This is a genomic window from Chryseobacterium viscerum (genome assembly GCF_002899945.2).
Lineage (GTDB): Bacteria > Bacteroidota > Bacteroidia > Flavobacteriales > Weeksellaceae > Chryseobacterium > Chryseobacterium viscerum.
The window spans coordinates 17,427-40,688 of the sequence record NZ_PPEG02000016.1; the positions used below are offsets into that span (position 1 = coordinate 17,427).

Below are 23,262 nucleotides of genomic sequence, written 5' to 3' on the forward strand. Positions count from 1 at the left end.
TGATCGATGTGGTTGTTAGAGACTTGTGATGTGACGCTATTACTATAATCTATTCATAAATTAAACTGCATCATATTGTACTGAAGACATTAGAGGTCAAATAAAGCCACAGGAAGCCAAATAGCATCAATTTAAGTGGTGTAATAGTATTTTGCAAGCTCTTACCAATATTGGTGATTATTCTCAAACCGACAAGTCTCAAATGCTGCTATGAGAAAGAAAAAGGACATTACTAAGTCTACTGCGGGGCCACATAACGTAAAGGACCTCGGGCATTTAATAACGATCAAAGAGATTCCGTTAGAAAAAGCCATGGACTTATTGCATAATGTCGGTATTGAGGTTGAGAAGGATGAAGCCGAAGAAATTATGGCATTTCTGTATTTATTAACTAAAATAACTTTAAAAGAATTTTTCTCACCTAAATGATATTTAGTAACTTAGCCATGAAATGTTGAGTACAATTGTCACAAATTTACCTATCCAAACTACATCTACAGCATACTAATCCACAGATCATTCGCTCACATTTCTTTCACTCTAATTTTTAACAAAATTTTGTATTATGATAATCGCCGATTTATACATCAGGGTTTCTACTGATGAGCAGGCGGATAAAGGCTATTCTCAAAGAGATCAAGAGGAGAGGCTCCGCAAGCATTGTTTCACACATAATATTACGATAGGAGAGGTTATAATTGAGGACCACTCAGCTAAGACTTTTAGTCGTCCAAAGTGGATTGATTACTTAAAATACCTTAAAAAGAGAAGTACTAAAACTAAACTGTTATTATTTACAAAGTGGGATAGGTTTAGCAGGAATACGAGTGATGCCTATCAGATGATTAGTCAATTGCATAAACTTGGTGTTTCGGCGCAGGCTATTGAACAACCTTTAGACATGTCTATTCCTGAAAACAAGCTCTTACTAGCGATCTATTTATCTACACCTGAGGTAGAAAATGACCGTAGGGCATTGAATGTGTTTTATGGAATGCGACGAGCCAAGAAGGAAGGGAGAATGATGGGGACTGCACCGTATGGCTATTTAAACAGAAGTATGGAAGATGGTAAGAAGTATGTTGCTGTAAAGGAGCCTGAAGCATCAAATATGATTTGGGCTTTTAACGAGGTCGCAAAAGGCTCTCTACCTTCAGAACACATCAGAATTCAAATGATTGAAAGGGGAGGACGGCAAATCACAAGAAATTCTTTTATTGAAGCGTTAAGAAACCCTGTGTATTGTGGCAGAATATATATTCGGGGACACAAACAAGAGGATGAATATTATATAAAAGGAAAACATGAAGCTTTGATTAGTGAAGCTTTATTTTACAAAGTTCAACAGGTTATGGATAGCAGGAAAAAGGTTGAAAGACCTGGCGGGAGAGTTTTATCGAATGAACGCTATCCGCTAAGGGGATTATTATCTTGTCCTAAATGTGGAAATAACTTAACTGCAAGTGGTTCTAAAGGAAAAGCAAAAATTTACCACTATTATCATTGCAACTGGAAATGTGGATTTCGTGTAAGTACAGAATTACTAAATGTAGCATTTGAAAAAGAGCTCTTGAAATATGAGTTTAATCCTGGTATTAAAGAAATATTAAAAACTCTATTATTAAATAATTATAAGGCTTTTACGGGAGGTATTGATGATACCAAGAAAGTAATAGTTCAAGAAATTGATGCGCTTAACGGAAAGATTACAAAAGCTAGGGATTTATTCCTGTCAGATAAAATAGATGAGGAGGATTATCGAGAAGTAAAGAAAGGCTGTAAAGAGCAGATTGAGCAATTAGAAGATAAAATTAGTTTTGTAACTACAGAATCAAAGCAACTTAATATACCTGCAAAATTAGATAAAGCATTAGATGCTATTGCAAATATATCAAAACTTTATGTACAGGGGGATTTGGAGACGAAAAGGAAAATCGCGTGTTCGATTTATCCTGAAAAAATGGTTTTCGACGGAAGTGTATTTCAAACACCCAAAATCAATACGATTGCAAATTATATTTTTATGATAAACAAGGAGTTAGGTAAAAAAAAAGACCGACAGAAAAATTTTAAAATTTCTACTGTCGGTCGTGTGAGCGCGAAAGGATTCGAACCTTTGACCGTCTGCTTAGAAGGCAGATGCTCTATCCAGCTGAGCTACGCACCCATTGAGTAGTTTTGAGAAAACTACTAAAACAGTCGGGGCGGCAGGATTCGAACCTGCGACCTCCTGGTCCCAAACCAGGCGCGATGACCGGACTACGCTACGCCCCGAGGGTGTCATCAGTAACGAATTTTACTTCGTTTTTGCGGTTGCAAAGGTACAATACTTTTTCAAATAAAAAAATAAAATGAAGAATAATTTTTAATTAATTTTTCATGAATACTTTTTCATTACCTTTACCTGATTAATAACCATTGACTTAACTTGTTTTAAAAATGATGAAAAATTTTTCATTTTTTTCCTCCTTTTTTCCCTTTTTGAAATTTGAAACCGTTTGTTCATGGTGTTTTGTTTTTAAAATAATAGACCATGAAAAAAGAGGATTTTTATAAAATATACCTTCCCGCACTGGAAAAAGCATTTCAGAATGATTCCATTAATTTCGGTTTTTATGTAAAATCTCCAGAGGATTATCTGGATGATGAACCGGCAGATAAAATTGAGCAGTATTTGAAAGAGCATAAAGCTGAATTTCCGGAAAAAGGCGCCTATTATTTTGATGCAAAATCTCACAATTTTCCTTCTGTTCAAGATCTTTCAATTGATTGCTATAAAGCTGACCTGATGGCAGAAATATCAAAGATCAAAAAGGAGTTTTCAATTAACTGAAAAAATCATTATTACAATGAAATATAAAAATATAAATGTGAAAACCGGATATTATTTTTCCCTGTTAAGCTGTCTTTTAATCCTATTATCATCCTGTTGTAAAAATCAGGAATTTGTTAACCATACTATTGTCAACGTATCACTTAGTTTGCCTAAATCATTTGCCATTAAGCAAGAACGCGCCGAAGATTCACGGGTATATAGCATCAATACTGGAAATAAATGTATTGGCTATATTTATTATGGTGATTATAAACCTTTTGAAGAAAATTCTTTTTTCATTACTGATGATAAAGAATTATATGAAAAATATAAAAACAGAGAGTTAAAAGCTTATTTCTCAAAAAATTCTGATAGAGATTACAAAAATGGAATTTATAATGTTAATTACTATTACTACGATACCCTCAATAAGCACAGGGCTCAGATTATGCTGCCTAAGAAAATGAATAAAGGATCCATCGGGATTCATTTTGACAGTGTGAATGTTTACAAAAGTAAGATGGCTATTATTGTTAACGACATTAGTGAAGAGAATAAAGAGGTATTTTTAAAAGTCTTTAAAACCATTAAAATCAATCCGTAAACATTAAAATTTATGAAATTAGGGTTATCATTTCTAAGTTCTATTATTACGCTTTTCGCGGTGTTTTGTTTTCTTGTTTCCTGTAATAAGGAATACTCAAGTTCATACGGATACGATCATGGTAAAGTTTATGAATATAATAAAAAGCCTTGGGACTCTGACGCTTCAAAAAATAAATTATACCTAAGTGAAGTATCTGACCAAGACCGTATTCTTTATCCGAAAATAGGAAAATTGAATTTTACCCTTATAGATTCTTTAAAGCCCAGCCAGAAAATTGACTCAATACTGTTTAAAGGAAAGTATGAAGAATACTTTCCAAGACCAAACTGCCCGGCGGGGAATAATCATATCTTACTATTTTACAAAGAAGGTATTTTAAAGTATGTTGCTAAGTTTAGTGATTATTGTGATGAGTGTTTTTTAATCAACCATAGTACAGGCCAAAGACATTATATGAAACTTGGTTATAATGACTTTATGAAGCTGGTGAAATCTGATCAATAAATACTAAAAGTCGATTATAATTAAAATTTTTAAACTTAAGTAAGACATGATCATTACTAAACTACATATAATTGATTGGTATGATGATATTATAACGTCGGTTATTTCATTTGAAAATGAGAGGTATATATTTAACTGTATTCAGAAAAATAGTAATGGAGGCAAAACATATTATTGTGTGAAAATAGATGAAGAATCGTTTAAACAAATTGGAAATATAATAGATAACAAGATTCTTACTAGAAGTGATTGGAATATTATAAATCTGATTTTTGAAAATAACAATAAAAAGGATAGTGTCTTTTTACTAAATACAGAATTATTATTTGTTGGGCTGGATATTATTTTTAGCAAAGCAGGGAATTCAGATATCATAGATATAAAGTTTCCTTTTGATATTTCAACGCTATATACTTGTCCGGGTATTAAAGATTTGTAAAAGCAGATAGCTGCTGACTAAAATAAGAATTAATGAAAGATATATTTGAGTTTAAGATTGTTATTCATGAAAATCTGTCGGAGAATCTAGTAAACTGTTTCCTTGCTTTTATTGAAGATCATTCTGTGTATTGGGGAGGCGGTTATGCTGACAATCAGATCAATGGAGGATTGTATACTGATGAGAGTGTAATAATTAATATCAATGATTTTGTGAAAGAATTTATTGCATTTTTTTTACATCTGGAAATTACGATCCATAAAATTGAGATTAATATGGAAGATTTTTATTTTTATCGTTTTGACCATGATGCTTTTGTTGAAAATTATTCTTTCCTACCTATAAATATTGGCTGTTGGGAGTTATAATTATTCCAGCGAAAACGGAAATAGCCACCAAAAAAGCATTAATGTTTTATGAAGAAATATAGAGATATCCATCATTATTACCTATTGAAACTTTTTAACTGTGAAGAACTCATTTATGATAGTTTTTGGTTGTTTTATAATCAGAAGGATGGAGTTCAAATAGCTGATCTTTTCCCTGACCAAAAGGTTTATTCTTTTTTATGGGAATATGCAGATACGGATATTTTAATAAAAATAGATGAATGGAAAAGAGCTTTCAGAAGAAATAATATTGAAATCACAAAAGAATCTAAACTGCATACTCAGAACTACTTATCAGCTGATAGAAAGGTGTATCTGGATTGTCTGGAAACTGATCTTACAGTTGCTGATAAAAAATTTAAAGATCTTACAGCATATGATATCGGACAACGCTTTGTTCAAATTGTGACTGATCAAAATATATCTTTTACTGATATTGATTTAGATTTTCTGGAATTAACAGATAGAGTTGATAAATTCAAAGCATTTATCAGGATTTTAGATAAAGAAGGTATTCAGTCATTAATTTTAAATGGCTATCGTCATCGTGGAGAATTACTTAAAGTCTGCATTGTTAAAACTGATAAAACTGACTTAAAAACAGTAGAAGCTTTACCCTTAAATATTTTTGAAAATACTTATGTAGCCATGCCATTTAACTGGTAAAATTAAAATGATAGCTGGCGTAAAAATTAGTCTCTGATGATGGGTGTTTTATCTGACAGATACAATGTTTGAAGTGTTTTTGTTTTTATATAAATACTATCCTAAATCCCTATATTTGGACCTTACCAACAAAAGATTTTTTATTCAATCCTATAAAAATTAAATAATTGTAAAATGAAATTTAAAATATTTCTAGTCATAATCATATCATTAGGAGTTTTCTTTGTTATAAGAGTTTTTCTGTCAGATTTCTTTGCAAATAAGCATGAGGTTCATATTGTTGATAAATATTTTGTAGTAGAGATTAACGGAGAATATAATTTAATGCATAAAGAGGAACATGGATATAGTTTAATAGTTCCAAGTGTTTTAGATGTATATATCAAACAAAATGAAATTATTGCTATATCAAGTTTAGAAGGAAATAAATTCATAAACAATAATTATAAAAATCAATATGTAACTCGTGATAATACTTATTATTATCATGTAAAACAATACAAGGTACAAGAGGTTAGTGAGGAACAATTTTTAAAACAAAAAAAAATGTATAGTTTGATATGGCAATTAGAATAAATAATAACATTAAAAATACGAGCTCCACAAAGTCTCTTGACTTTGAGGCAAAAAAATAAAATAGTTCAATTTGACATAAAAAAAACCTAGCATTTTTGCGAGGTTTTTTTAATTAACAAACCCCACGAATCCCTATATTTGCCGCATGAAACGATTAATGCTGCTGTACGTACTTTTCCCTGTATTCCTATTCTCACAGACAACCGGAAAAGTGATCAAAATTTCAGACGGAGATACCATTACTTTACTGCTTAAAGGAAACCAACAAAAAAAGATCAGACTGGCCGAAGTCGATTGTCCGGAAAGCGGGCAGGCATTTGGGAAAAACGCCAAACAGTTTACTTCTGCTCAGGTATTTGGGAAAACGGTAAGTTTTGTTGAAACCACTACAGACCGTTATGGAAGGTCTATTGCGAAGGTGTATTATGACAATGGAAAATACCTTTCCAAAGAGCTTATCAAAGCTGGATTGGGATGGTGGTATTTCTCTTATTCTAAAGATACTTCTTTGGGGAAGCTTCAGGAAAATGCACAGTATAGAAAAGCCGGTCTTTGGCAGGATGCTAATGCTGTAGCTCCTTGGGAATACAGAAAAATGAAGCGTGAGCTTAGAAAACAAAAATACGAAGCATCCAAAAACGAAACAAAAGTAAAAGGTGCCGCTTAAATATTCGGGTTAGGAAGCTTTAAAATGGGAGTTAATTGACATCAATTTCATTGGCCTAATACTTCCATCCTCCAGCTCCCATCTTCTATCCTTTTATCCCCCTTTCTTCCTTATAAAAAGATAAAAACTAGTGACCATGAATATAAATAGGGCGGCTATGTTAACATAATCCATTCTTTCAAAAGCAATATTTTCGTTCAGAAAATTCTCCATTGATCTGTACCCTCCGATATAAATCAAAAAATCGGCGGATTCTTTCTCATGAATAATCGTAGTAAAGAGCAGCATGAATACTCCAAATCCGATAGGATAAATAAAGTTTTTGAAAAGAAGACTTAACGTAAGCTGAACCATTGAGATCGCAGAAAGGGTAGTGAAAAATTTCAGGAAAACATAAAATAGTACTTCCCTGAAGTCATAATTCTGAAAGCCAAGTTGTGGAAAAGCGATACCTAAAAGATATCCGCTTAGAAGTAAAGCGAGATAAGATAAAAGGACAGAGAAAAAAACAGTTAGCTGTATGAATACTGCTTTTGAAAAAAATATTTTCGTCTTGGAGACGGGAAGGGTAAAAAGAATTTTATAATTATTATTTCGGTATTCCACATCACAGCAGGCATGTACAAAAAGGGCAACCAAAATAGGAAATAGCAGATAAAAGAACATAAAAACAGTTCTTCCCAATGTCGATTTCCATGGATTGACGGTTCCTTCTGCGGTTTCAACCCCTGAGCGGATGACATCATACGAAATATAGAAAGCAACAGCAAAGATGATGAGAACAGGAATAAGTAATATTCCGAAAATCTCTTTGTTTTTGGAAAGTTTATATTGCTCGGACGAAAAAGCTTTTAAAAAAGTATTGGTATTAGTCATTTTTTTTAGAAATTAAATTAATGAAGATCTGCTCAAGATTGGTGCTTTGAGATTCTATATCATAGACCTCAATGTTGTTTTGAATCAGATTTGAGAGGAGTCCATTGAATTCTTTGTCATCGTTGATCTTTACAGAGATTTTGTTCGGACTGTTTAGAGCTGCAGAAAAAGATTCATGGAGAAGAGATAAAGCTTTTTCGGTATCATTCACTTTCAGAACAACCTCTTTCTCAACCTGGCTTAGAAGTTCATTCTTTGTCCCCTGAAAAACCATTTCTCCACCTTCAATAATTCCGATATGGGTAGCTGTTTTTTCAAGTTCACTCAAAATATGACTCGAAAGAAAAATGGTTTTTCCCTCTTCATTCAGATGCTGGAAAAGTTTTCTCATTTCAAAAATTCCCTGTGGATCAAGCCCGTTGAGAGGCTCATCCAGAATCAAAAGTTTCGGATCATGAAAGATGGCCATGGCAATTCCCAAGCGCTGCTTCATCCCCATCGACAGGGCGCTTGCCTTCTTTTTCTTTTCGTTATGCAGATCTACCAGTTCCAGCACCTCATCGATTCTTTTGTTTCCTTTTCCATAGATAATATCCAGATATTTCAGATTTTCAAAAACAGTAAGTTTGGTATAGAAGCAGGGGGATTCAATCAAATTTCCTGTATTGGCAAGAATCTCTGTCCGGTTTTGTTTTAAACTTTTATTCTGAATAAAAATAGAATCTCCCCTGGATTCCAAAAGTCCTAAAAGAAGTTTGATAGTCGTAGATTTTCCAGCTCCATTTCTCCCCAGATACCCGTAGATACTGCCTTCAGGAATATTGAGATTGATATTGTTCAGAATGGTTTTAGAACCTATCATATAGCTGAGATCCTTAGTTGTAATGCTTTCCATTATTGGGTGGGTGTTAAAAAAGTATTGGTATCGATGTAAAATATTCCGTCAAAAAAATGGCTCCAGACTTTTTTCTGGTCTGTTCCCTGATTAATGGTGGATACAAATTCCTTTTTTAAGACAGAATTTTCCGGAATAGTTCTTAAGTTGATAAAAAAGTAAGGGGTTTTCATGGCGTGAAATGTATTTTCAATCGCCAGTTTTCCAGGTTTATCAGTGAGATTTTTCGTGGTGTTCAATTTGGCATAAGATGAAAAATCAATCATGTAGGAGGCGTTTCCATATTTACTTTTGATATAGGCTCCCAACGGCAGATAACCTTTGTTGTATCTGTTGGCAAAAGTGTGAATATTAGCGCTCCATACAATTATCTTTTTGCCCTGATAAACGGAATCAATCTGGTGAATAAGATTTTTAGCCATCAAAGAATCTCTGAACTGCATACTCTGCATAGATCCGGCTTTATATTTCCATTTTTTATCAAAGTTATTCCTCATGTCGTACAGGTACCGGGCATAGATGTCATTCTCAGGATTTTTTTTCAGCTTTAAAACTGCCTGTTCAAGCTTGCTGATTTCCGTAAGAAATTCTTTTTTTTGGTTTCCTGTCAAAGTTCTCTTAACAAAACCATCGTACATAAAATAATTAAGCTTATCAATATATTGAGTCAGGATTGGAAAGCGTTTGAGATCAATATCATTTTTATGTAAAAAATCTTTCAACAGTTTACCACGTCGCTCATACATAATATCTCCTGAAAACTGAATGTCAAATCCGCCCAGTTCTATTGGGTTTGCTAAGGTTTTCGTTTTTTGATAATAACTGATCAGGGGTTGGGTTTCCTTATTGTTCCACCAGAATTCGAAAAGACCAAGTCCGCCTATAGAATCTGCAGGAACTTTCATATTGTGGTTTTTCATTTCCTCATTCATGATCCAAGAGTCATATTGCCCGGCTTCGTAGAGTACAACGTGATATCCCAGATTCTCATGAAGGTATTTTATCAGCCTGCTTTTGGCCTGCATGGTAGCACCATCATCATGAACGTTTTCTCCAAGCATCACAATTCTGTTGCCCTTAAGTACAGAATCCAGAATCTTCAGGTCGCTGTCATCCGGGTATTCCATAGAAATACTGTTGATGGTATGTTTATACTGCCGGACATCCTTCAGAAGTTCCTGTTTTTCTTTTTCGGGTATTTCTTTGAAAACAATGGTATTCAGAATTAAAATTGCAGCAATAGAAATTATAAAAATGTAAAATATTTTTTTCATCCATTCAAAATTACACAGTTATTGAATATCTATTTACTATTTTGTTTGGTTTTAAATATAATAGTAAATATTTGTTTTTCATGAAAACTATTTACTGTTAGGTCGAAAATAATGCCATTAGTAAAATGGTGTCATTTCGTCACTTTTGTCCTGATGTTGGGATATATTCTGATCTTCTATTGCATGAAAAATGAAAGTTGTCTCAAAAAAATAAGACAGACAGATTGATAACTCTTATAAAAGAAAGAATAGGGAAGTGCTATTTATGAAAAAAGAAAAAACCTCACAGCAAAGTTGTGAGGTTTTTAAGTTTAATCGAACTGCCCAGTTCTTTGTTATAAGAACTTAATAGGAGATCGAAAAGTATTTTTTAAGGATTAGATTTCACAGCATCGTACATCATTGAATCTTTTTGCTGATCGGTGTAATCGTATTTGTAATTATAAAATGAAGATTCCCAGTCTCCGTAACCTACATTGGGAATGATAATGAATTTTTTACCGAAATCATCTGCTGAATTTTTCACAGCAGCAGATCGTTCCGTCTCCGATTTTTTGTCAAATATAGCTGAGAAGTCGGCAAGATTATCTCCTAACAGTAAAACAATATTGTAATTTTTAGCAATATCCTTTCTTCTGTTTTCCTTACTGCTTTCTTTTGATCTAAGGATAAGGTTGGTATCGTTTTGAAGGGGAAAATTGTATTGTTTTAAGTTCTTCAGGGTTCCTTCACGTTCCTGTTCAATACGATTGGTCACATAAAAAACCTGAATTCCCTTGCTTGCAGCATACTGATAGAATTCCTGAGAACCGGTAAGGGGCTTGGCAATCCCTTTTGCTGTCCATTCTTCCCATGTTTTCTGATCGTAATTCTTTCCCATCTTTGAACGTTCAACAGCGTAATAAGAATTATCTAAAAAAGTCTCATCAATATCTGAAACGATTGCTAAAGGTTTCTCTGATTTTTGAGCTAGAGCTTCATCCAGACGAAGTTTTGCAATGTTGTATGCCTGAAGACACAAGGCTTCATATTCTGCTGCTCTTTGCTGATAAAATGCAGCATATATTTTTCCGTCACGTCCAAGGTTTTGATAGGGCGTGCTTTGGATGGAAGCTGTTGAAACTGGAGCTGTTGACGTACACGATAGTATCGAGATAAAGAAACAGCTTGCGATAATGAGATTAAAATTTTTCATTGAATTTGAATAGGAAAAGCAAAATTATAACAATTTGATTTTTATTACAACTATTTGTAGAAGTAAAAAGGAGACCGGTCATAAGAATATGCCGACCTCCTAAAAATCAAATATATCTTTTAAAATTTTGTCTTTCTACTTTAAATCTTTCTTTCCCCCATTTTGCCAAGACTTTCTGTAATACTTCTAAGCCATGGTTGACTTCCAAATAATGATGTAATGAAAGTAAAAGAGCATTCAATTTCTCAACAGGAATTTTTTTGCGGTTCTTACTTTCAAATAGATGTTGTGCTCCTCTTCTGGATAAGATAAAATCATTCAGATAGGGCTGGTCAGGTTGAATAGGAAATATAGAAAGAATGCCTAACAGACTTAAATATTTAAACTTAACAAGCTTATTAAAACTGGTTTTAGCATCCATTGATCTATACAGCTCCTTAAATATTTTAGTAGGAATGATTTCTGCTTGATTGGATAGGAGGGTATGATGATTTCCAAATTCCTGTATCCAAAGAATATATTCCTGTATATCCCGGCATATGACAATTGCTTTGGAGTCGCTCAGCTCAGAATATTTGTGATGCTCACCCAGTCCTGCATTCTCTTTTATGGCAGGGATATTTTCCAGAAACCATTCCTGAAAAACCTCATAATGAGTACTTATATTTTCCCATTTCCAGACCTCATTATTGCCAGTGTTGAAATACATCTTTCTAAGCAGATTCCATTCATAATTGGGATGTTTTCCAATATAGGAGTATAAAAAAAGCAGCCAGCATGCATCATCTGTTTCGCCATTCTGAAAATACTGAACTGCTAATTGTAACGGATCAAATGATGTGCTTCCAGGATCTGAAAATTTTTGATCAATAGGATGTTGATTGGTTGTTTCCGATACTTTTTTTATCTCATGGGCCTCAAAGGTCATTAATGATACAAAATATTTCAGCTCTTCTGCATTATTTCCTATACTGATCGGGTGTACATTCTGATGGAATGACCTTATTTTTTGTTCTAGTTGTAGTCCAAATTCACCCCATAATACCTTCTCATTCTTTTCCATAATATTTTTCACCCAATTTTATTTTCTCTCTTCCATTTTCTAGTCTCCATTTGTTGGTATCCCGTAAAGAATAAGCACAGCCACAATATTCCTGCATGTAGAATTCTTCTTCTTTACTTATTTCCAGCATTCGTTTTGAGCCGCCTTTTTTCCTCCAGTTATACGTCCAGTATGTAATTCCTTCATAATGGCTGGCTGCCTGTATACCGGAATCGTTGATTTGTTCCATATTTTTCCATCGGGAAATTCCCAACGAGCTGGAAATGATGTCAAACCCGTTTTCGTAGGCATATAATGCAGTACGTTCAAAGCGCATATCAAAACACATGGTGCAACGGATTCCTCTCTCAGGTTCCCATTCCATCCCTTTGGCTCTGGCAAACCAATCGTCAACATCGTAATCAGCATCAACAAAAGGAATATTATGCTTTTCTGCAAAACGGATATTTTCTTCTTTCCTTAGTTCATATTCTTTCTTTGGATGAATATTGGGATTGTGGAAAAAAATAGTAAAGTCAATATCCGAAGCGATTATGGCTTCCATGACTTCTCCCGAACAAGGAGCACAGCAGGAATGCAGAAGAAGCTTTTTACCCCCTTCCGGTAACACTAATTTCTCTCTTTCAAAATTCATTTTCTTTATTATTCTCCTTTAAAATCAGGACTTCTTTTTTCTATAAATGCTCCAATACCTTCATTGTGGTCTTGCGTATCAAATAATTCTCCGAATAAAACGGCCTCCTGTTGTAAGCCTTCTGTAATATGTAATTCAATCCCTGTATTCAATGATTGCTTTGCTTTTGCTACAGCTACAGGACCTCTTGAGGCAATCGTTGCCGCTAGTTTGTGAGCTTCATTCAATAGTTCTTCAGGAGTAATAACACGGTTTACAAATCCAAATTCTCTACAAGCTTCTGCTGAATAGAACTCACCGGAAAATACCATTTCCCTTGCTTTGTACAATCCGATGGCTCTTGGCAAGCGCTGGGTTCCCCCAAAACAGGGTAATAGCCCAAGGGTTACTTCCGGTAATCCGAACTTAGCTTTTTCGCTTGCCAGAATAATATCACAAGACAATGCCAGTTCACAACCGCCGCCCAATGCAAAACCATTTACAGCTGCTATAACAGCGAACGGTAATTCTTCAATGGAATTGAAAGCGGTTTGAGCCATAATCGAGAATTCTGTTGCTTCTTTTGGAGTCATACCCTGCATTGCTTTGATATCAGCTCCTGCAACAAAAGCCTTTTCGCCTGATCCGGTAATGATCAAAACACGAATATCTTTGTTCAATTTGATTTGATCGGCAAATGATTTCAGTTCTTTTAAAACCGTTTCATTCAAAGAATTCAAAGCTTGTGGACGGTTTATGGTTAATGTGCCGATATGTCCTTCCTGCTGATATAGTAATGTTTCAAAATTCATGATTATTGATGTTTGTTTAAGAATTGAATAATGCTCGAAAAATCAGTTGTACCATTTCCGGCTTCACTCCATATTCTATAGAGGTTTAAAGCAGCATTTCCCAATGGAGTAGAGGTTCTGGTTTCCAGCCCTGCTTCTGCTGCCAATCCTAAATCCTTTGTCATTAAGTCTACTGCAAAACCTCCCGAATATTCTCTTGAAGCGGGCGCATTTTCCATAACTCCAGGGTATGGATTGTAGACTTCCAGCGACCAGTTTCTGCCAGAGCTCTTCTGCATTATTTCACTTAATATTTTAGGGTCTAAACCATGACGGACTCCTAAGTTGATGGCTTCAGAGGTTCCAATCATGTGTACAGCCAATAACATATTGTTACAGATTTTGGCAACCTGTCCCGCTCCAGAATCTCCTGCATGGAAAATATTCTGTCCCATACATTTTAATATCGGTCTTGCTTTTTCATAGTCTTTGGTCTTGCCCCCTACAATAAAAGTCAAGGTTCCAGCCTGAGCTCCTGCGGTACCTCCGGAAACGGGTGCATCAATCATTTTACAGCCTTTTGAAGCTGCCAGCTGAGCAACAGAACGGGCGGTAACAGCATCAATCGTACTGCTGTCAATCAATAAGGTATCGGGTTTCAGCTGGCTGATGAATTCTTCAGAATACAGTTCAGCAACGTGTTTGCCAGATGGCAGCATAGAGATCACCACATCTGCGTCTTTAGATGCTGCTAAAGCTGAATCGGAGATGCGCCCGCCTGCAGAAACCAATGCTTCTAAAGCAGAGCTGGAAAGGTCAAATCCAATAACGCTGTGACCATTTTTTACCAGGTTTGCGGCCATTGGGCCACCCATATTTCCTAATCCTATAAATGCTATGTTCGCCATATTTATTCTTTTTTTCCTAAATTTTTTAATGGATGTTCTTCGTGAGACCAAAGTGGAGTAAAATAAGTGTCTACCCATTCTTTCGTAACATCATTTAATGTAGCCGGGTGCCATTGTGGAGATTGGTCTTTATCTACCAATAAAGCTCTTACGCCTTCTGCAAAATCAGGATGAATGCAGCATTGACAAGACAAGTTCAGTTCGGATTGAAATACTTCCTCCAAACTTATATTTTCACCTTGCTTCAATTGTCTGAAGATGATATTAGTTGAACTTGGAGAGCCCGCTTCAAAGCTTTTAAATCCATGATTAATCCAATCATCTTTGTCAGGATGATTGACCAGTATTTCGCTGAATTCTTCTAAAGAATTAACATCTTCAAATTGTTTAATGAAGGAATGGTGTAGCTGTGCCTGTGATTCCGGAATATCTGTTTCTTTAGAGATATTTTCCAGGATAGCAGAAATGGTTTGATGATTATTTCCATTCCATTGAGCTTTTTCAAGAGCATCAAGGATGATTTCTTTTGCAGAAGACGGCATGTAATAATCTGCCAATCCCAGAAACTTACAGTCTGCACCGTCTAATCTTGCTCCAGTTAATCCTAAATAAATTCCATAGGCGGAGGGCATTTTATTTAAAAACCAGGTTCCCCCTACATCCGGATACAAACCAATGGTGATTTCCGGCATTGCCAGTTTGCTTCTTTCTGTAACAATCCGGTGTGATGCCCCGACCATAATTCCGATTCCGCCCCCCATAACAATTCCGTGTCCCCAAACGATGATCGGCTTCGGATACGTATGAATGGTATAATCTACCTGATATTCTTTTGAAAAGAAATCAAAACATTGCTGAGGTACTTTTGTTCCATCATTGCTTTGTTGTTCAATAATAGCATCGTGCAACTTTCTTACATCTCCTCCGGCGCAGAGGGCTTTTTCACCTGCTCCCTGGATGAATAAGCAGGCTACTTCATCGGATGTTTTCCAGTCTTCCAAAACGGTTTTCAGTTCTTCGATCATTTCTAATGAAAGAGAATTGAGTGTTTTTTCGGAATTCAGGGTAATAATCCCGACTTTATTTTTTATTTCTGTTAGTATTAAGCTCATTTTTAATCTTTTGAATTAACGGATTTGTGATATTTCCCCTTCTTCTAAAATCTTTCTTGAAATTACCAGTTTCATAATTTCATTGGTTCCTTCTACCACCTGATGAATTCTGGCGTCACGCATAAGGCGTTCTACCGGGAAATCCTGGGTACATCCATATCCACCCAATATTTGCAAGGCTTCATTACAGATATTAAAGCACATATCGGTGGCCAGACGTTTTGCCATGGCACAGTAAGTCGTGGCATTGGGATCTTTGGAATCTAATTTGAAAGCTGCTAAATGGACCATTTGTCGGGCGGCAACCAGTTCTGTTGCCATATCAGCGATCTTAAATTGCATCGACTGAAATTGTGCCAGTGATTTTCCGAACTGCAGTCTTTCATGCATATATTTTCGGGCCTGATTGATCGCTCCCTGTGCTGCTCCTACAGAACACGTTCCGATATTAATACGTCCGCCGTCCAAACCTTTCAATGCTATTTTAAATCCTTGTCCCAATTCACCTAAAAGGTTTTTTTCATCCACTTTCACGTGATCAAAGAAAACAAATCGGGTAGGCTGAGTGTTCCACCCCAGTTTCTTCTCTTTCTCACCGAAACTGATCCCTTCAGTATCAGCATGTACAACAAAAGCACTGATCCCTTTAGACCCGGAATCTCCTGTACGGGCCATGACAATAAGTATATCACTTTCACCTGCTCCGGAAATAAATGCTTTAGTCCCGTTGATGATATAGTTGTTATCTGCTTTTACGGCGTTTGTTTTTAAGGCTGCCGCATCTGAACCTGAACCCGGTTCTGTAAGGCAATAGGAACCTAATAATTTTCCTGAAGCCAACCCCGGGCAAAGTTGCTTTCTGATCTCATCATTTCCAAATTCATCAATCATCCATGAGACCATATTGTGTATCGTAATGTAGGCGGTAGTGGAAGGGCAGGCTGCTGCCAGTTCTTCAAATATAATGGTTGCGTCTAATCGTGATAATCCCAAACCTTCTGCATCTTCACTGGTGTAAACACCACAAAAACCTAATGCTCCGGCTTTGGCAATCGCTTCTCTTGGGAATATCTTTTGAGCATCCCATTCCGAAGCATAAGGTGCCAGTTCTTTTTCAGCAAATTTTCTTGCTGCGTCCTGAAACGCCAGTTGATCTTCATTTAGGTTAAATTCCATGGAAAATTATTTTAAACTGATCGTCATATTCAAATCGCCTGCAGGGATATCTTCTTCAAACCAACGCGCTGTAATGGTTTTGGTTTCCGTATAAAAACGAACGCCTTGTTTTCCGTAAGAATGCAGGTCACCAAAGAAAGATTTTCTCCATCCTGTAAAAGAGAAAAACGGTAATGGAACAGGAATCGGAAGGTTTACCCCAATTTGTCCCACTTCAATTTCGTGCTGAAATTTTCGTGCTGCCGCTCCTGAATTCGTGAAAATGGAAGTTCCGTTTCCGTAAGGGTTTGCATTGATTATTTTAATGGCTTCGTCTAATGTTTCCGCCTTTAACAGTAATAAAGCAGGTCCGAAAATCTCTTCTTTATAAATGTCCATATCTGTTGATACGTTATTGAACAACGTTGCACCTACAAAATATCCGTTCTCGTAACCTTCTACTTTACAATCACTGCCATCCAGTAATACTTCGGCACCCTGATCATAAGCACTTTGTATCAATCTTAAAACTTTATCTTTTGACTGTTTATTGATCAGTGGACCAAATGCTGCAGATTCATCAGACCAGACTCCCGGTTTAATGGTGCTTAGAGCTTTTTTGATATCATCTACCCAATTTTGTGCTTCCCCTACCAAAACAGCCACACTGATTGCCATACAACGCTGTCCGGCTGCCCCGCAGGAAGCTCCTACCAGGTTGTTAATGACCTGTTCTTTATTGGCATCCGGCATGACTACCATGTGATTTTTTGCTCCGCCAAAAGCCTGAACTCTTTTCAGGTTATCTGTCCCTGTACGATAAACATGTTCTGCAACAGGAACGGAACCCACAAACGAAATAGCTTTGATTTCCGGATGGTTCAGAATATGATTTACCTGATCTTTTGATCCGTGAACAATATTCAATACGCCTTTAGGAAAACCTGCCTGTAAAAATAATTCTGCCATTTTCATTGAGGTCATAGGGGTTTGCTCAGAAGGTTTCAGGATAAAGGTATTTCCGCATGCAATGGCCATAGGGAACATCCATAAAGGGATCATTGCCGGAAAGTTGAAAGGGGTAATTCCTGCACAAACACCCAGTGGCTGGATATAGCTGTAGGTATCAACACCTCTTGCAACATTTTCTACCGTTTCTCCCATCATGAGCGTCGGAATATTGCAGGCATGTTCTACGACTTCAATTCCGCGCCATACATCTCCCATTGCATCAGGAAAAGTTTTTCCGTTTTCTTTGGACAGGATTTCGGCAATTTCTTTTTGATTTTCCTTTAAAAGCTGCTGGTATTTTAAAAAGAACCTTGCTCTTTCCGGAGTCGCAATCTCTTTCCATATTTTGAAGGCTTCTTTGGCTGCTTCTATGGCTTGGTCTATTTCAGACAGTTCAGTCAGGGGGACTTCTGCAAGAATTTCCTGTGTAGCAGGGTTTTCTACGGGAAGATAGTCTGTAGCTTTACTTTCTATAAAATCCCCGTTGATTAATATTTTTACTTTTTGTGACATGTTTTTTAAATTGAGAGTGAAAAGCTGAGAGTGAATTTTCATTTTCACTCTCAACTTTTTATTATTAAATTACCAGTAAGTCAACAAACTCGTTGACATCGAGATTCACCAGGGTGTCATATTCTAATGAGTTTTCTAGTACAATTCTCTGTTGTTTTTCAGGGAATATTCTGGCAAGATTTACTTTATATTTCTTGATCAATTCCGGAATACCTTCATCTCTTCTGCGTTTGTGGCCAATTGGGTATTCTACAACGATTTCGTCTAAAACAGTTCCGTCGTTTAGCTCTACAGTTAAAGCATTGGCAATAGAACGTTTTTCAGGATCATGATAATCTGTGGTGAACTGTACGTCTTCTACACACTCAATTTTATCACGAAGAATGTCGATTCTTGGATCTGATGCTACGTTATCTTCATAATCAGCTGCTGTCAATCTTCCGAAAATCAAAGGAACTGCCAGCATGTACTGAATAGCATGGTCACGGTCAGCAGGATTGTTCAATGGTCCTTTTTTATCAATGATGCGGATGCAGGCTTCGTGGGTACGGACTGTTATTTTTTTGATGTCTTCAGATGATTTTCCTGATTCTTTTAATTGGTGATGTAAAGTCATTGCAGCTTCTACAGCCGTTTGGGAATGGAATTCTGCAGGGAAAGAAATTTTAAACAATACATTTTCCATTACATAAGAACCATAATCTCTCTGGAATTTGAATTCATTTCCTTTGAAAGACACATCATAGAAACCCCATGTTTTGGCAGTCAGTACAGATGGGTAGCCCATTTCGCCTGTTTTAGCAATTAATGCCAAACGTACAGCTCTTGATGTGGCATCTCCGGCAGCCCATGATTTACGACTTCCTGTATTGGGAGCATGACGATATGTTCTTAAAGATTGTCCGTCAACAAATGCTAATGAAACGGCATTGATCAACTCATCACGGGTCAAACCAATTAACTTTCCGACAACGGCAGTAGATGCTAATTTTACCAATAATACATGGTCTAACCCTACTTTGTTGAATGAATTTTCTAATGCGATAACTCCCTGAATCTCATGAGCCATAATCATAGCCTCCAAAACCTGTTTCATTTTTAAAGGAGACTTTCCTTCTGCAATATTTGTTCTTGAAAGCCAGTCAGCTGTCGCTAAAATTCCTCCCAGGTTATCTGAAGGGTGTCCCCATTCGGCAGCTAACCAGGTATCATTGAAATCCAGCCAACGGATAATAGCACCGATGTTAAAAGCTGCCTGTACGGGATCTAACTGAAATTGTGTACCCGGAACTTTAGCACCATTCGGAACTACTGTTCCTTTTACAATAGGTCCTAAAAGCTTAGTACATGCTGGATAAGTCAACGCTTCCAATCCGCATCCGATGGTATCTAATAAACAATAATGAGCTGTTTTCCAGGCTAATTCATTTTTAATTTCATAGTTTAATACATAGTCTGCAATATCTACTAATACCTGATCTGGTTGTGGTCTTTCGTTTGAAATGTGTGATGACATCTTTATTTTTTAAGTTTAATTATTAATTGAATTTTTTATTATCTGTTTTCGATGGAGACAAAGTCTTTATTTTCAGGACCTGTATAATTGGCGCTTGGACGGATGATTTTCCCATCCTGTCTTTGTTCAATAATGTGGGCGCTCCATCCTGTAACTCTTGAAATAACGAATAACGGCGTGAACATCAAGGTAGGAACTCCCATTTGGTGATAAGATACTGCGGAGAACCAATCTAGATTAGGGAACATTTTCTTTTCTTCCCACATGACACTTTCCAACCTTTCAGCGATGTTGTATAACAGCATATCTCCGGCTTCTTCGGAAAGTTCTTTGGCTACTTTTTTTATGACTACATTTCTTGGATCTGATATTGTGTAAACAGGGTGCCCAAATCCAATAATGACTTCTTTGTTGGCAATACGTTTTCTGATATCTTCTTCAGCTTCATCAGGAGAATGATAACGGCTTTGTATTTCAAAAGCCACTTCATTGGCTCCTCCATGTTTTGGACCTCTTAAAGCTCCGATAGCACCTGTGATACAGGAATAGAAATCTGAAGATGTACCAGCAATAACACGGGCCGTGAAAGTAGAAGCGTTAAACTCATGTTCAGCATACAGATTAAGAGATATCTCCATTGCTTTTATCCATGAATCAGGAGCTTTTTTGCCATGTAACAAATGAAGGAAATGTCCACCGATAGTATCGTCATCAGTCTCAACATCAATCTCTTTACCATTGTGGGTATAGTGATACCAATATAACAGTCCGGAACTGAATGATGCTAATAATTTATCAGCAATATCTCTTGCTCCTGCGACATTATGGTCATCTTTTTCAGGCTGAATACTCCCAACCGCTGAAACCATTGAACGCATAACATCCATTGGGTGCGCCGCTGCCGGAATACTTTTTAAGATATTTCTTACAGAATGAGGAAGACCTCTCAAAGATTTTAATTTGGCTTTATAGTTTTTCAACTGTGCTTCGGTAGGTAACTGACCATAAATAAGAAGGTAAGCCACCTCTTCAAATTGTGTTTTTTCTGCAAGATCCAAAATATCGTAACCTCTGTAATGAAGGTCATTTCCGCTTTTCCCGACACTGCAAAGAGCGGTATTGCCTGCTGTAACCCCGGAAAGAGCTACACTTTTTTTAGGTTTAAATGTTGGTTCGCTATTCGTTGACATGAGTATTTTGTTTAAAAAGATTATCTAATTTTTGTTCATAATCGTGGTAGCCGATACTGTGGTAAAGTTCTTCTCTTGTTTGCATGGTATCCAGTACGTTGGCTTGTGTTCCGTCTTTGCGGATATGATTGTATACATTTTCTGCCGCTTTATTAGCAGCCCGGAAGGCAGAAAGAGGGTAGAGGATGAGCCCGACACCTGCGTTTTTTAGTTCTTCTACCGTGTACATTTTAATCATCCCAAATTCCGTGATATTCGCAAGCACAGGAATTCCGGTAGCATCAACAAATTTTTGATAAAAATTTAAATCGGGTACTGCTTCAGCAAAAATGAAATCTGCACCCGCTTCTTTATAGGCCACGGCTCTTTCTAAAGTTTTTTCCAGTCCTTCATTGGCAAAAGCATCTGTTCTTGCGCCGATAACAAAGCTTTCATCGGTACGGGCATCTGCAGCAGCCTTAAGACGGTCTACCATTTCTTCTTTGCTTACGATTTCTTTTCCAGGCCTATGTCCACAACGTTTTGCACCCACCTGATCTTCGATATGTACCGCCGCTGCTCCGGCTTTGATCAATGATTTAATAGTTCTGGCGACATTAAATGCGGAAGGTCCAAAACCTGTGTCGATATCTACCATAAGTGGCAAATCACAAATATTGGTAATACGCTGAACATCTATGAGCACATCATCCAGAGTGGTAATTCCTAAATCAGGAATTCCTAAAGACCCTGCTGCAACACCTCCTCCTGAAAGATAAATGGCATTAAAGCCAGCCTGCTGTGCCAATAAAGCATGGTTTGCGTTAATGGCTCCAACAATCTGAAGGGGATTTTCTTTTTCCATTGCCTCCCGGAATTTCATGCCGGGAGATTTCCAATTTTCATTTTTGGTCATTATAATATTTTATTGTTGAGTTGAAATTTGTTTGCGAATGAGCAGAAGAGCTGTAGAAGCTTATCTTTTTAGTAAAAAAGGAAGGGTAGGAAAGTATTTTAGTAATCTTAAAATCACATTGATATTGAGAATTTTGCAAAGTTATTGCTGTACAGGTCTGTAAAATAGAACTGTTGTTACTGCATGAATAATTAAGATTGTTTCGGTACACCTTATAACTTTTTACATTGATTAAACCTTATAAAAAGTTCTCAGTAAACTTCGCGGTGCTTTATTAGAAAAGAAAAATTACGGAAAGGGGGATACGAATTTGAGCCATGGAATAATGAGAACAACCTAATGCTCACTCGTAATCCATCTCAAAAAGTAATACAGATTGACAAAACAGTTTTATCACACTATATCCATAACGTATCATACCTGACTATAAGCTTCAAATCGCGAAAGCATCGTCAATGCGAAATAGGCAGGTCTCCTGACTTGTAACGGTTTTTATCATCCTTCCCATATATGAAATATACAGTGGATATCAATTGATAAAAACTTTATGTGTTACTTACAGTTGCGCGACAGTTCGTGATTTGCACACGATTCCCTTTTAATGCACACCTAAGTGTAACCAATTTCGGTTGATAAAGAAGGTTTTAAGAACTCCTTGGTGGTAAATATAGGTATTTTATAATAACGAAAAAGATATTTTATGTAATCAATAATTGTTTTGATTTAATGTGCTGATAGCGTTGTTGTTATGGAGTTTATTTATGAGATAAATGGATTAATTATATTGTTAAATTGATATAAAAGATGACCGGAAAATTAAAGATAGTTAATAAATTTGTTATTCTTTTTTCATTTTACTAATTTTATTAACTAGACATAATTGACCAATGATAGACATTATAGAATTTAAAAAAAACTTAGGTTTGGGAGAGATTCCTGTAGAACTTGAGAAACTGATCTATTTCCAGAATACTATTTCCTCGTTTGGAAATTATTCACAAGATTTTGGTGTTTTAATCGATAGTAAGTCCGGATTGAAAAGCTGGAGTGATGATGAAAGTTTTTTGAATAGTATGTTGCCTTTTGCTCAGGCAAATGGTTCCGGTTCATTCTATGCAATCTGGAATAACGGAACAGATCAGCCTTTAAATAAAATGCCAGTTGTTGTTTTTGGAGATGAAGGTGGTGTTCATATTGTTGCTGAAAATATTTTACAGCTTTTACATTTACTAACTTTTGATACTGAGATTTCAGTAGAGTTTGATGAAGCTTATTTTTATAAAGATGAAGATGATTATGAAGAGAGTGAAGATTTAAGTAAATATTTGACTTGGATGAAAGGAGATTATGGCTTAAGCCAGATCGAAGAACCTGATTTACTGATTAAAAACGCTCAGGCTCAATATAAAGAAAGTTTCGATCAATGGTTTGGGCAATATTTTACAGATAATTAATTCTTGTATTAAGAGCCTGTTTAAATTTTGTTCAATAATATTTTAATAGCTGATAGTTTGACCATATTTTCAGAATTTTCCATTAGCAATTCATAATTTCGGCAAAGTCTTCTGTCATTATCAAACCAAGAAAAAGTT

24 protein-coding genes, 2 tRNA genes, 1 pseudogene and 1 riboswitch are annotated in these 23,262 nt (G+C 36.1%); of the genes and pseudogenes, 11 read left to right on the forward strand and 16 right to left on the reverse strand.

Annotated features, from left to right (window positions below; all coding sequences use genetic code 11):
* The first annotated feature begins 210 nt into the window (after positions 1 to 210).
* Both C1634_RS25210 and C1634_RS26390 read left to right on the forward strand, forming a co-directional pair.
* Positions 211 to 429 (forward strand): hypothetical protein, encoded by a 219-nt coding sequence (locus tag C1634_RS25210; RefSeq protein ID WP_103232478.1) that lies wholly within the window; start codon positions 211 to 213, stop codon positions 427 to 429.
* A gap of 136 nt (positions 430 to 565) precedes the next feature.
* A pseudogene (locus tag C1634_RS26390) lies at positions 566 to 1,501 on the forward strand (recombinase family protein); the annotation flags it as partial.
* A 592-nt stretch (positions 1,502 to 2,093) separates the two neighbouring features.
* Here the strand turns inward: C1634_RS26390 and C1634_RS25220 are convergent.
* Both C1634_RS25220 and C1634_RS25225 read right to left on the reverse strand, forming a co-directional pair.
* A tRNA-Arg gene (locus C1634_RS25220) sits at positions 2,094 to 2,167 on the reverse strand.
* Between the two features lie 32 nt (positions 2,168 to 2,199).
* Positions 2,200 to 2,274 (reverse strand) — tRNA-Pro (locus tag C1634_RS25225).
* 259 nt (positions 2,275 to 2,533) lie between these two features.
* On the opposite strand from C1634_RS25225, the gene C1634_RS25230 reads away from it, so the two are divergent.
* The 8 genes from C1634_RS25230 (at position 2,534) to C1634_RS25265 (ending at position 6,663) form a co-directional block, all read left to right on the forward strand.
* Positions 2,534 to 2,833, forward strand: a complete 300-nt coding sequence (locus C1634_RS25230; RefSeq protein ID WP_103235492.1) for an apurinic/apyrimidinic endonuclease family protein — start codon at positions 2,534 to 2,536, stop codon at positions 2,831 to 2,833.
* Positions 2,834 to 2,849: 16 nt separating this feature from the next.
* Positions 2,850 to 3,419: a hypothetical protein gene (locus C1634_RS25235; RefSeq protein WP_103235491.1), complete on the forward strand. Its 570-nt coding sequence runs from the start codon at positions 2,850 to 2,852 to the stop codon at positions 3,417 to 3,419.
* 12 nt (positions 3,420 to 3,431) lie between these two features.
* Complete coding sequence (locus C1634_RS25240) at positions 3,432 to 3,926, forward strand: hypothetical protein (protein ID WP_103235490.1); 495 nt, start codon at positions 3,432 to 3,434, stop codon at positions 3,924 to 3,926.
* Positions 3,927 to 3,972: 46 nt separating this feature from the next.
* On the forward strand, positions 3,973 to 4,365 hold the full coding sequence (locus C1634_RS25245) for a hypothetical protein (protein WP_109739353.1): 393 nt from the start codon (positions 3,973 to 3,975) through the stop codon (positions 4,363 to 4,365).
* A gap of 32 nt (positions 4,366 to 4,397) precedes the next feature.
* Entirely contained in the window at positions 4,398 to 4,733 is a 336-nt protein-coding gene (locus C1634_RS25250; RefSeq protein ID WP_103235488.1) for a hypothetical protein, read from the forward strand.
* A gap of 48 nt (positions 4,734 to 4,781) precedes the next feature.
* Positions 4,782 to 5,420: a hypothetical protein gene (locus C1634_RS25255; protein WP_123921587.1), complete on the forward strand. Its 639-nt coding sequence runs from the start codon at positions 4,782 to 4,784 to the stop codon at positions 5,418 to 5,420.
* A 174-nt stretch (positions 5,421 to 5,594) separates the two neighbouring features.
* A complete protein-coding gene (locus tag C1634_RS25260; RefSeq protein ID WP_109739355.1) occupies positions 5,595 to 5,996 on the forward strand; it encodes a hypothetical protein in 402 nt (133 codons plus the stop codon).
* 145 nt (positions 5,997 to 6,141) lie between these two features.
* Positions 6,142 to 6,663, forward strand: coding sequence for a thermonuclease family protein (locus C1634_RS25265; RefSeq protein WP_103233362.1), 522 nt, complete (start codon positions 6,142 to 6,144; stop codon positions 6,661 to 6,663).
* 93 nt (positions 6,664 to 6,756) lie between these two features.
* On the opposite strand, the gene C1634_RS25270 is transcribed toward C1634_RS25265, so the two are convergent.
* The 14 genes from C1634_RS25270 to prpB all read right to left on the reverse strand — a co-directional run bounded on the left by C1634_RS25270 (position 6,757) and on the right by prpB (position 21,670).
* Positions 6,757 to 7,539 carry an ABC transporter permease gene (locus C1634_RS25270; RefSeq protein WP_103233361.1) on the reverse strand — a complete coding sequence of 261 codons (783 nt, stop codon included), beginning with the start codon at positions 7,537 to 7,539 and terminating at the stop codon, positions 6,757 to 6,759.
* The gene (locus C1634_RS25275) at positions 7,532 to 8,434 is read right to left on the reverse strand and encodes an ABC transporter ATP-binding protein (protein WP_103233360.1); all 903 of its coding nucleotides are present in this window, start codon (positions 8,432 to 8,434) and stop codon (positions 7,532 to 7,534) included. Before C1634_RS25275 ends, C1634_RS25270 begins: the two co-directional genes overlap by 8 nt.
* On the reverse strand, positions 8,434 to 9,708 hold the full coding sequence (locus C1634_RS25280) for an erythromycin esterase family protein (protein ID WP_109739356.1): 1,275 nt from the start codon (positions 9,706 to 9,708) through the stop codon (positions 8,434 to 8,436). Before C1634_RS25280 ends, C1634_RS25275 begins: the two co-directional genes overlap by 1 nt.
* Positions 9,709 to 10,078: 370 nt before the next feature.
* Entirely contained in the window at positions 10,079 to 10,903 is an 825-nt protein-coding gene (locus C1634_RS25285; RefSeq protein WP_109739357.1) for a 5'-nucleotidase, lipoprotein e(P4) family, read from the reverse strand.
* A gap of 106 nt (positions 10,904 to 11,009) precedes the next feature.
* Positions 11,010 to 11,966: an alpha-glutamyl/putrescinyl thymine pyrophosphorylase clade 3 protein gene (locus C1634_RS25290; RefSeq protein ID WP_109739358.1), complete on the reverse strand. Its 957-nt coding sequence runs from the start codon at positions 11,964 to 11,966 to the stop codon at positions 11,010 to 11,012.
* Positions 11,953 to 12,600, reverse strand: coding sequence for an epoxyqueuosine reductase QueH (locus C1634_RS25295; protein WP_103233356.1), 648 nt, complete (start codon positions 12,598 to 12,600; stop codon positions 11,953 to 11,955). Before C1634_RS25295 ends, C1634_RS25290 begins: the two co-directional genes overlap by 14 nt.
* 8 nt (positions 12,601 to 12,608) lie before the next feature.
* Positions 12,609 to 13,391 carry an enoyl-CoA hydratase/isomerase family protein gene (locus C1634_RS25300; RefSeq protein WP_109739359.1) on the reverse strand — a complete coding sequence of 261 codons (783 nt, stop codon included), beginning with the start codon at positions 13,389 to 13,391 and terminating at the stop codon, positions 12,609 to 12,611.
* Positions 13,392 to 13,393: 2 nt separating this feature from the next.
* Positions 13,394 to 14,278, reverse strand: a complete 885-nt coding sequence (gene mmsB, locus C1634_RS25305) for a 3-hydroxyisobutyrate dehydrogenase (protein ID WP_228410171.1) — start codon at positions 14,276 to 14,278, stop codon at positions 13,394 to 13,396.
* Positions 14,279 to 14,280: 2 nt separating this feature from the next.
* Positions 14,281 to 15,390: an enoyl-CoA hydratase/isomerase family protein gene (locus C1634_RS25310; protein ID WP_109739360.1), complete on the reverse strand. Its 1,110-nt coding sequence runs from the start codon at positions 15,388 to 15,390 to the stop codon at positions 14,281 to 14,283.
* 15 nt (positions 15,391 to 15,405) lie between these two features.
* Positions 15,406 to 16,566, reverse strand: coding sequence for an acyl-CoA dehydrogenase family protein (locus C1634_RS25315; protein ID WP_103233352.1), 1,161 nt, complete (start codon positions 16,564 to 16,566; stop codon positions 15,406 to 15,408).
* Between the two features lie 6 nt (positions 16,567 to 16,572).
* Complete coding sequence (locus C1634_RS25320; protein ID WP_109739362.1) at positions 16,573 to 18,069, reverse strand: CoA-acylating methylmalonate-semialdehyde dehydrogenase; 1,497 nt, start codon at positions 18,067 to 18,069, stop codon at positions 16,573 to 16,575.
* A 64-nt stretch (positions 18,070 to 18,133) separates the two neighbouring features.
* Positions 18,134 to 19,585 carry a bifunctional 2-methylcitrate dehydratase/aconitate hydratase gene (locus C1634_RS25325; protein WP_103233350.1) on the reverse strand — a complete coding sequence of 484 codons (1,452 nt, stop codon included), beginning with the start codon at positions 19,583 to 19,585 and terminating at the stop codon, positions 18,134 to 18,136.
* A 38-nt stretch (positions 19,586 to 19,623) separates the two neighbouring features.
* Positions 19,624 to 20,775, reverse strand: coding sequence for a bifunctional 2-methylcitrate synthase/citrate synthase (prpC, locus tag C1634_RS25330; protein WP_103233349.1), 1,152 nt, complete (start codon positions 20,773 to 20,775; stop codon positions 19,624 to 19,626).
* Positions 20,762 to 21,670 carry a methylisocitrate lyase gene (gene prpB, locus C1634_RS25335; protein WP_109739361.1) on the reverse strand — a complete coding sequence of 303 codons (909 nt, stop codon included), beginning with the start codon at positions 21,668 to 21,670 and terminating at the stop codon, positions 20,762 to 20,764. Before prpB ends, prpC begins: the two co-directional genes overlap by 14 nt.
* 448 nt (positions 21,671 to 22,118) lie before the next feature.
* Positions 22,119 to 22,309: riboswitch (cobalamin riboswitch) on the reverse strand.
* Between the two features lie 248 nt (positions 22,310 to 22,557).
* Here prpB and C1634_RS25340 point away from each other — a divergent pair.
* A complete protein-coding gene (locus C1634_RS25340; protein WP_103235571.1) occupies positions 22,558 to 23,124 on the forward strand; it encodes a hypothetical protein in 567 nt (188 codons plus the stop codon).
* Positions 23,125 to 23,262 lie beyond the last annotated feature (138 nt).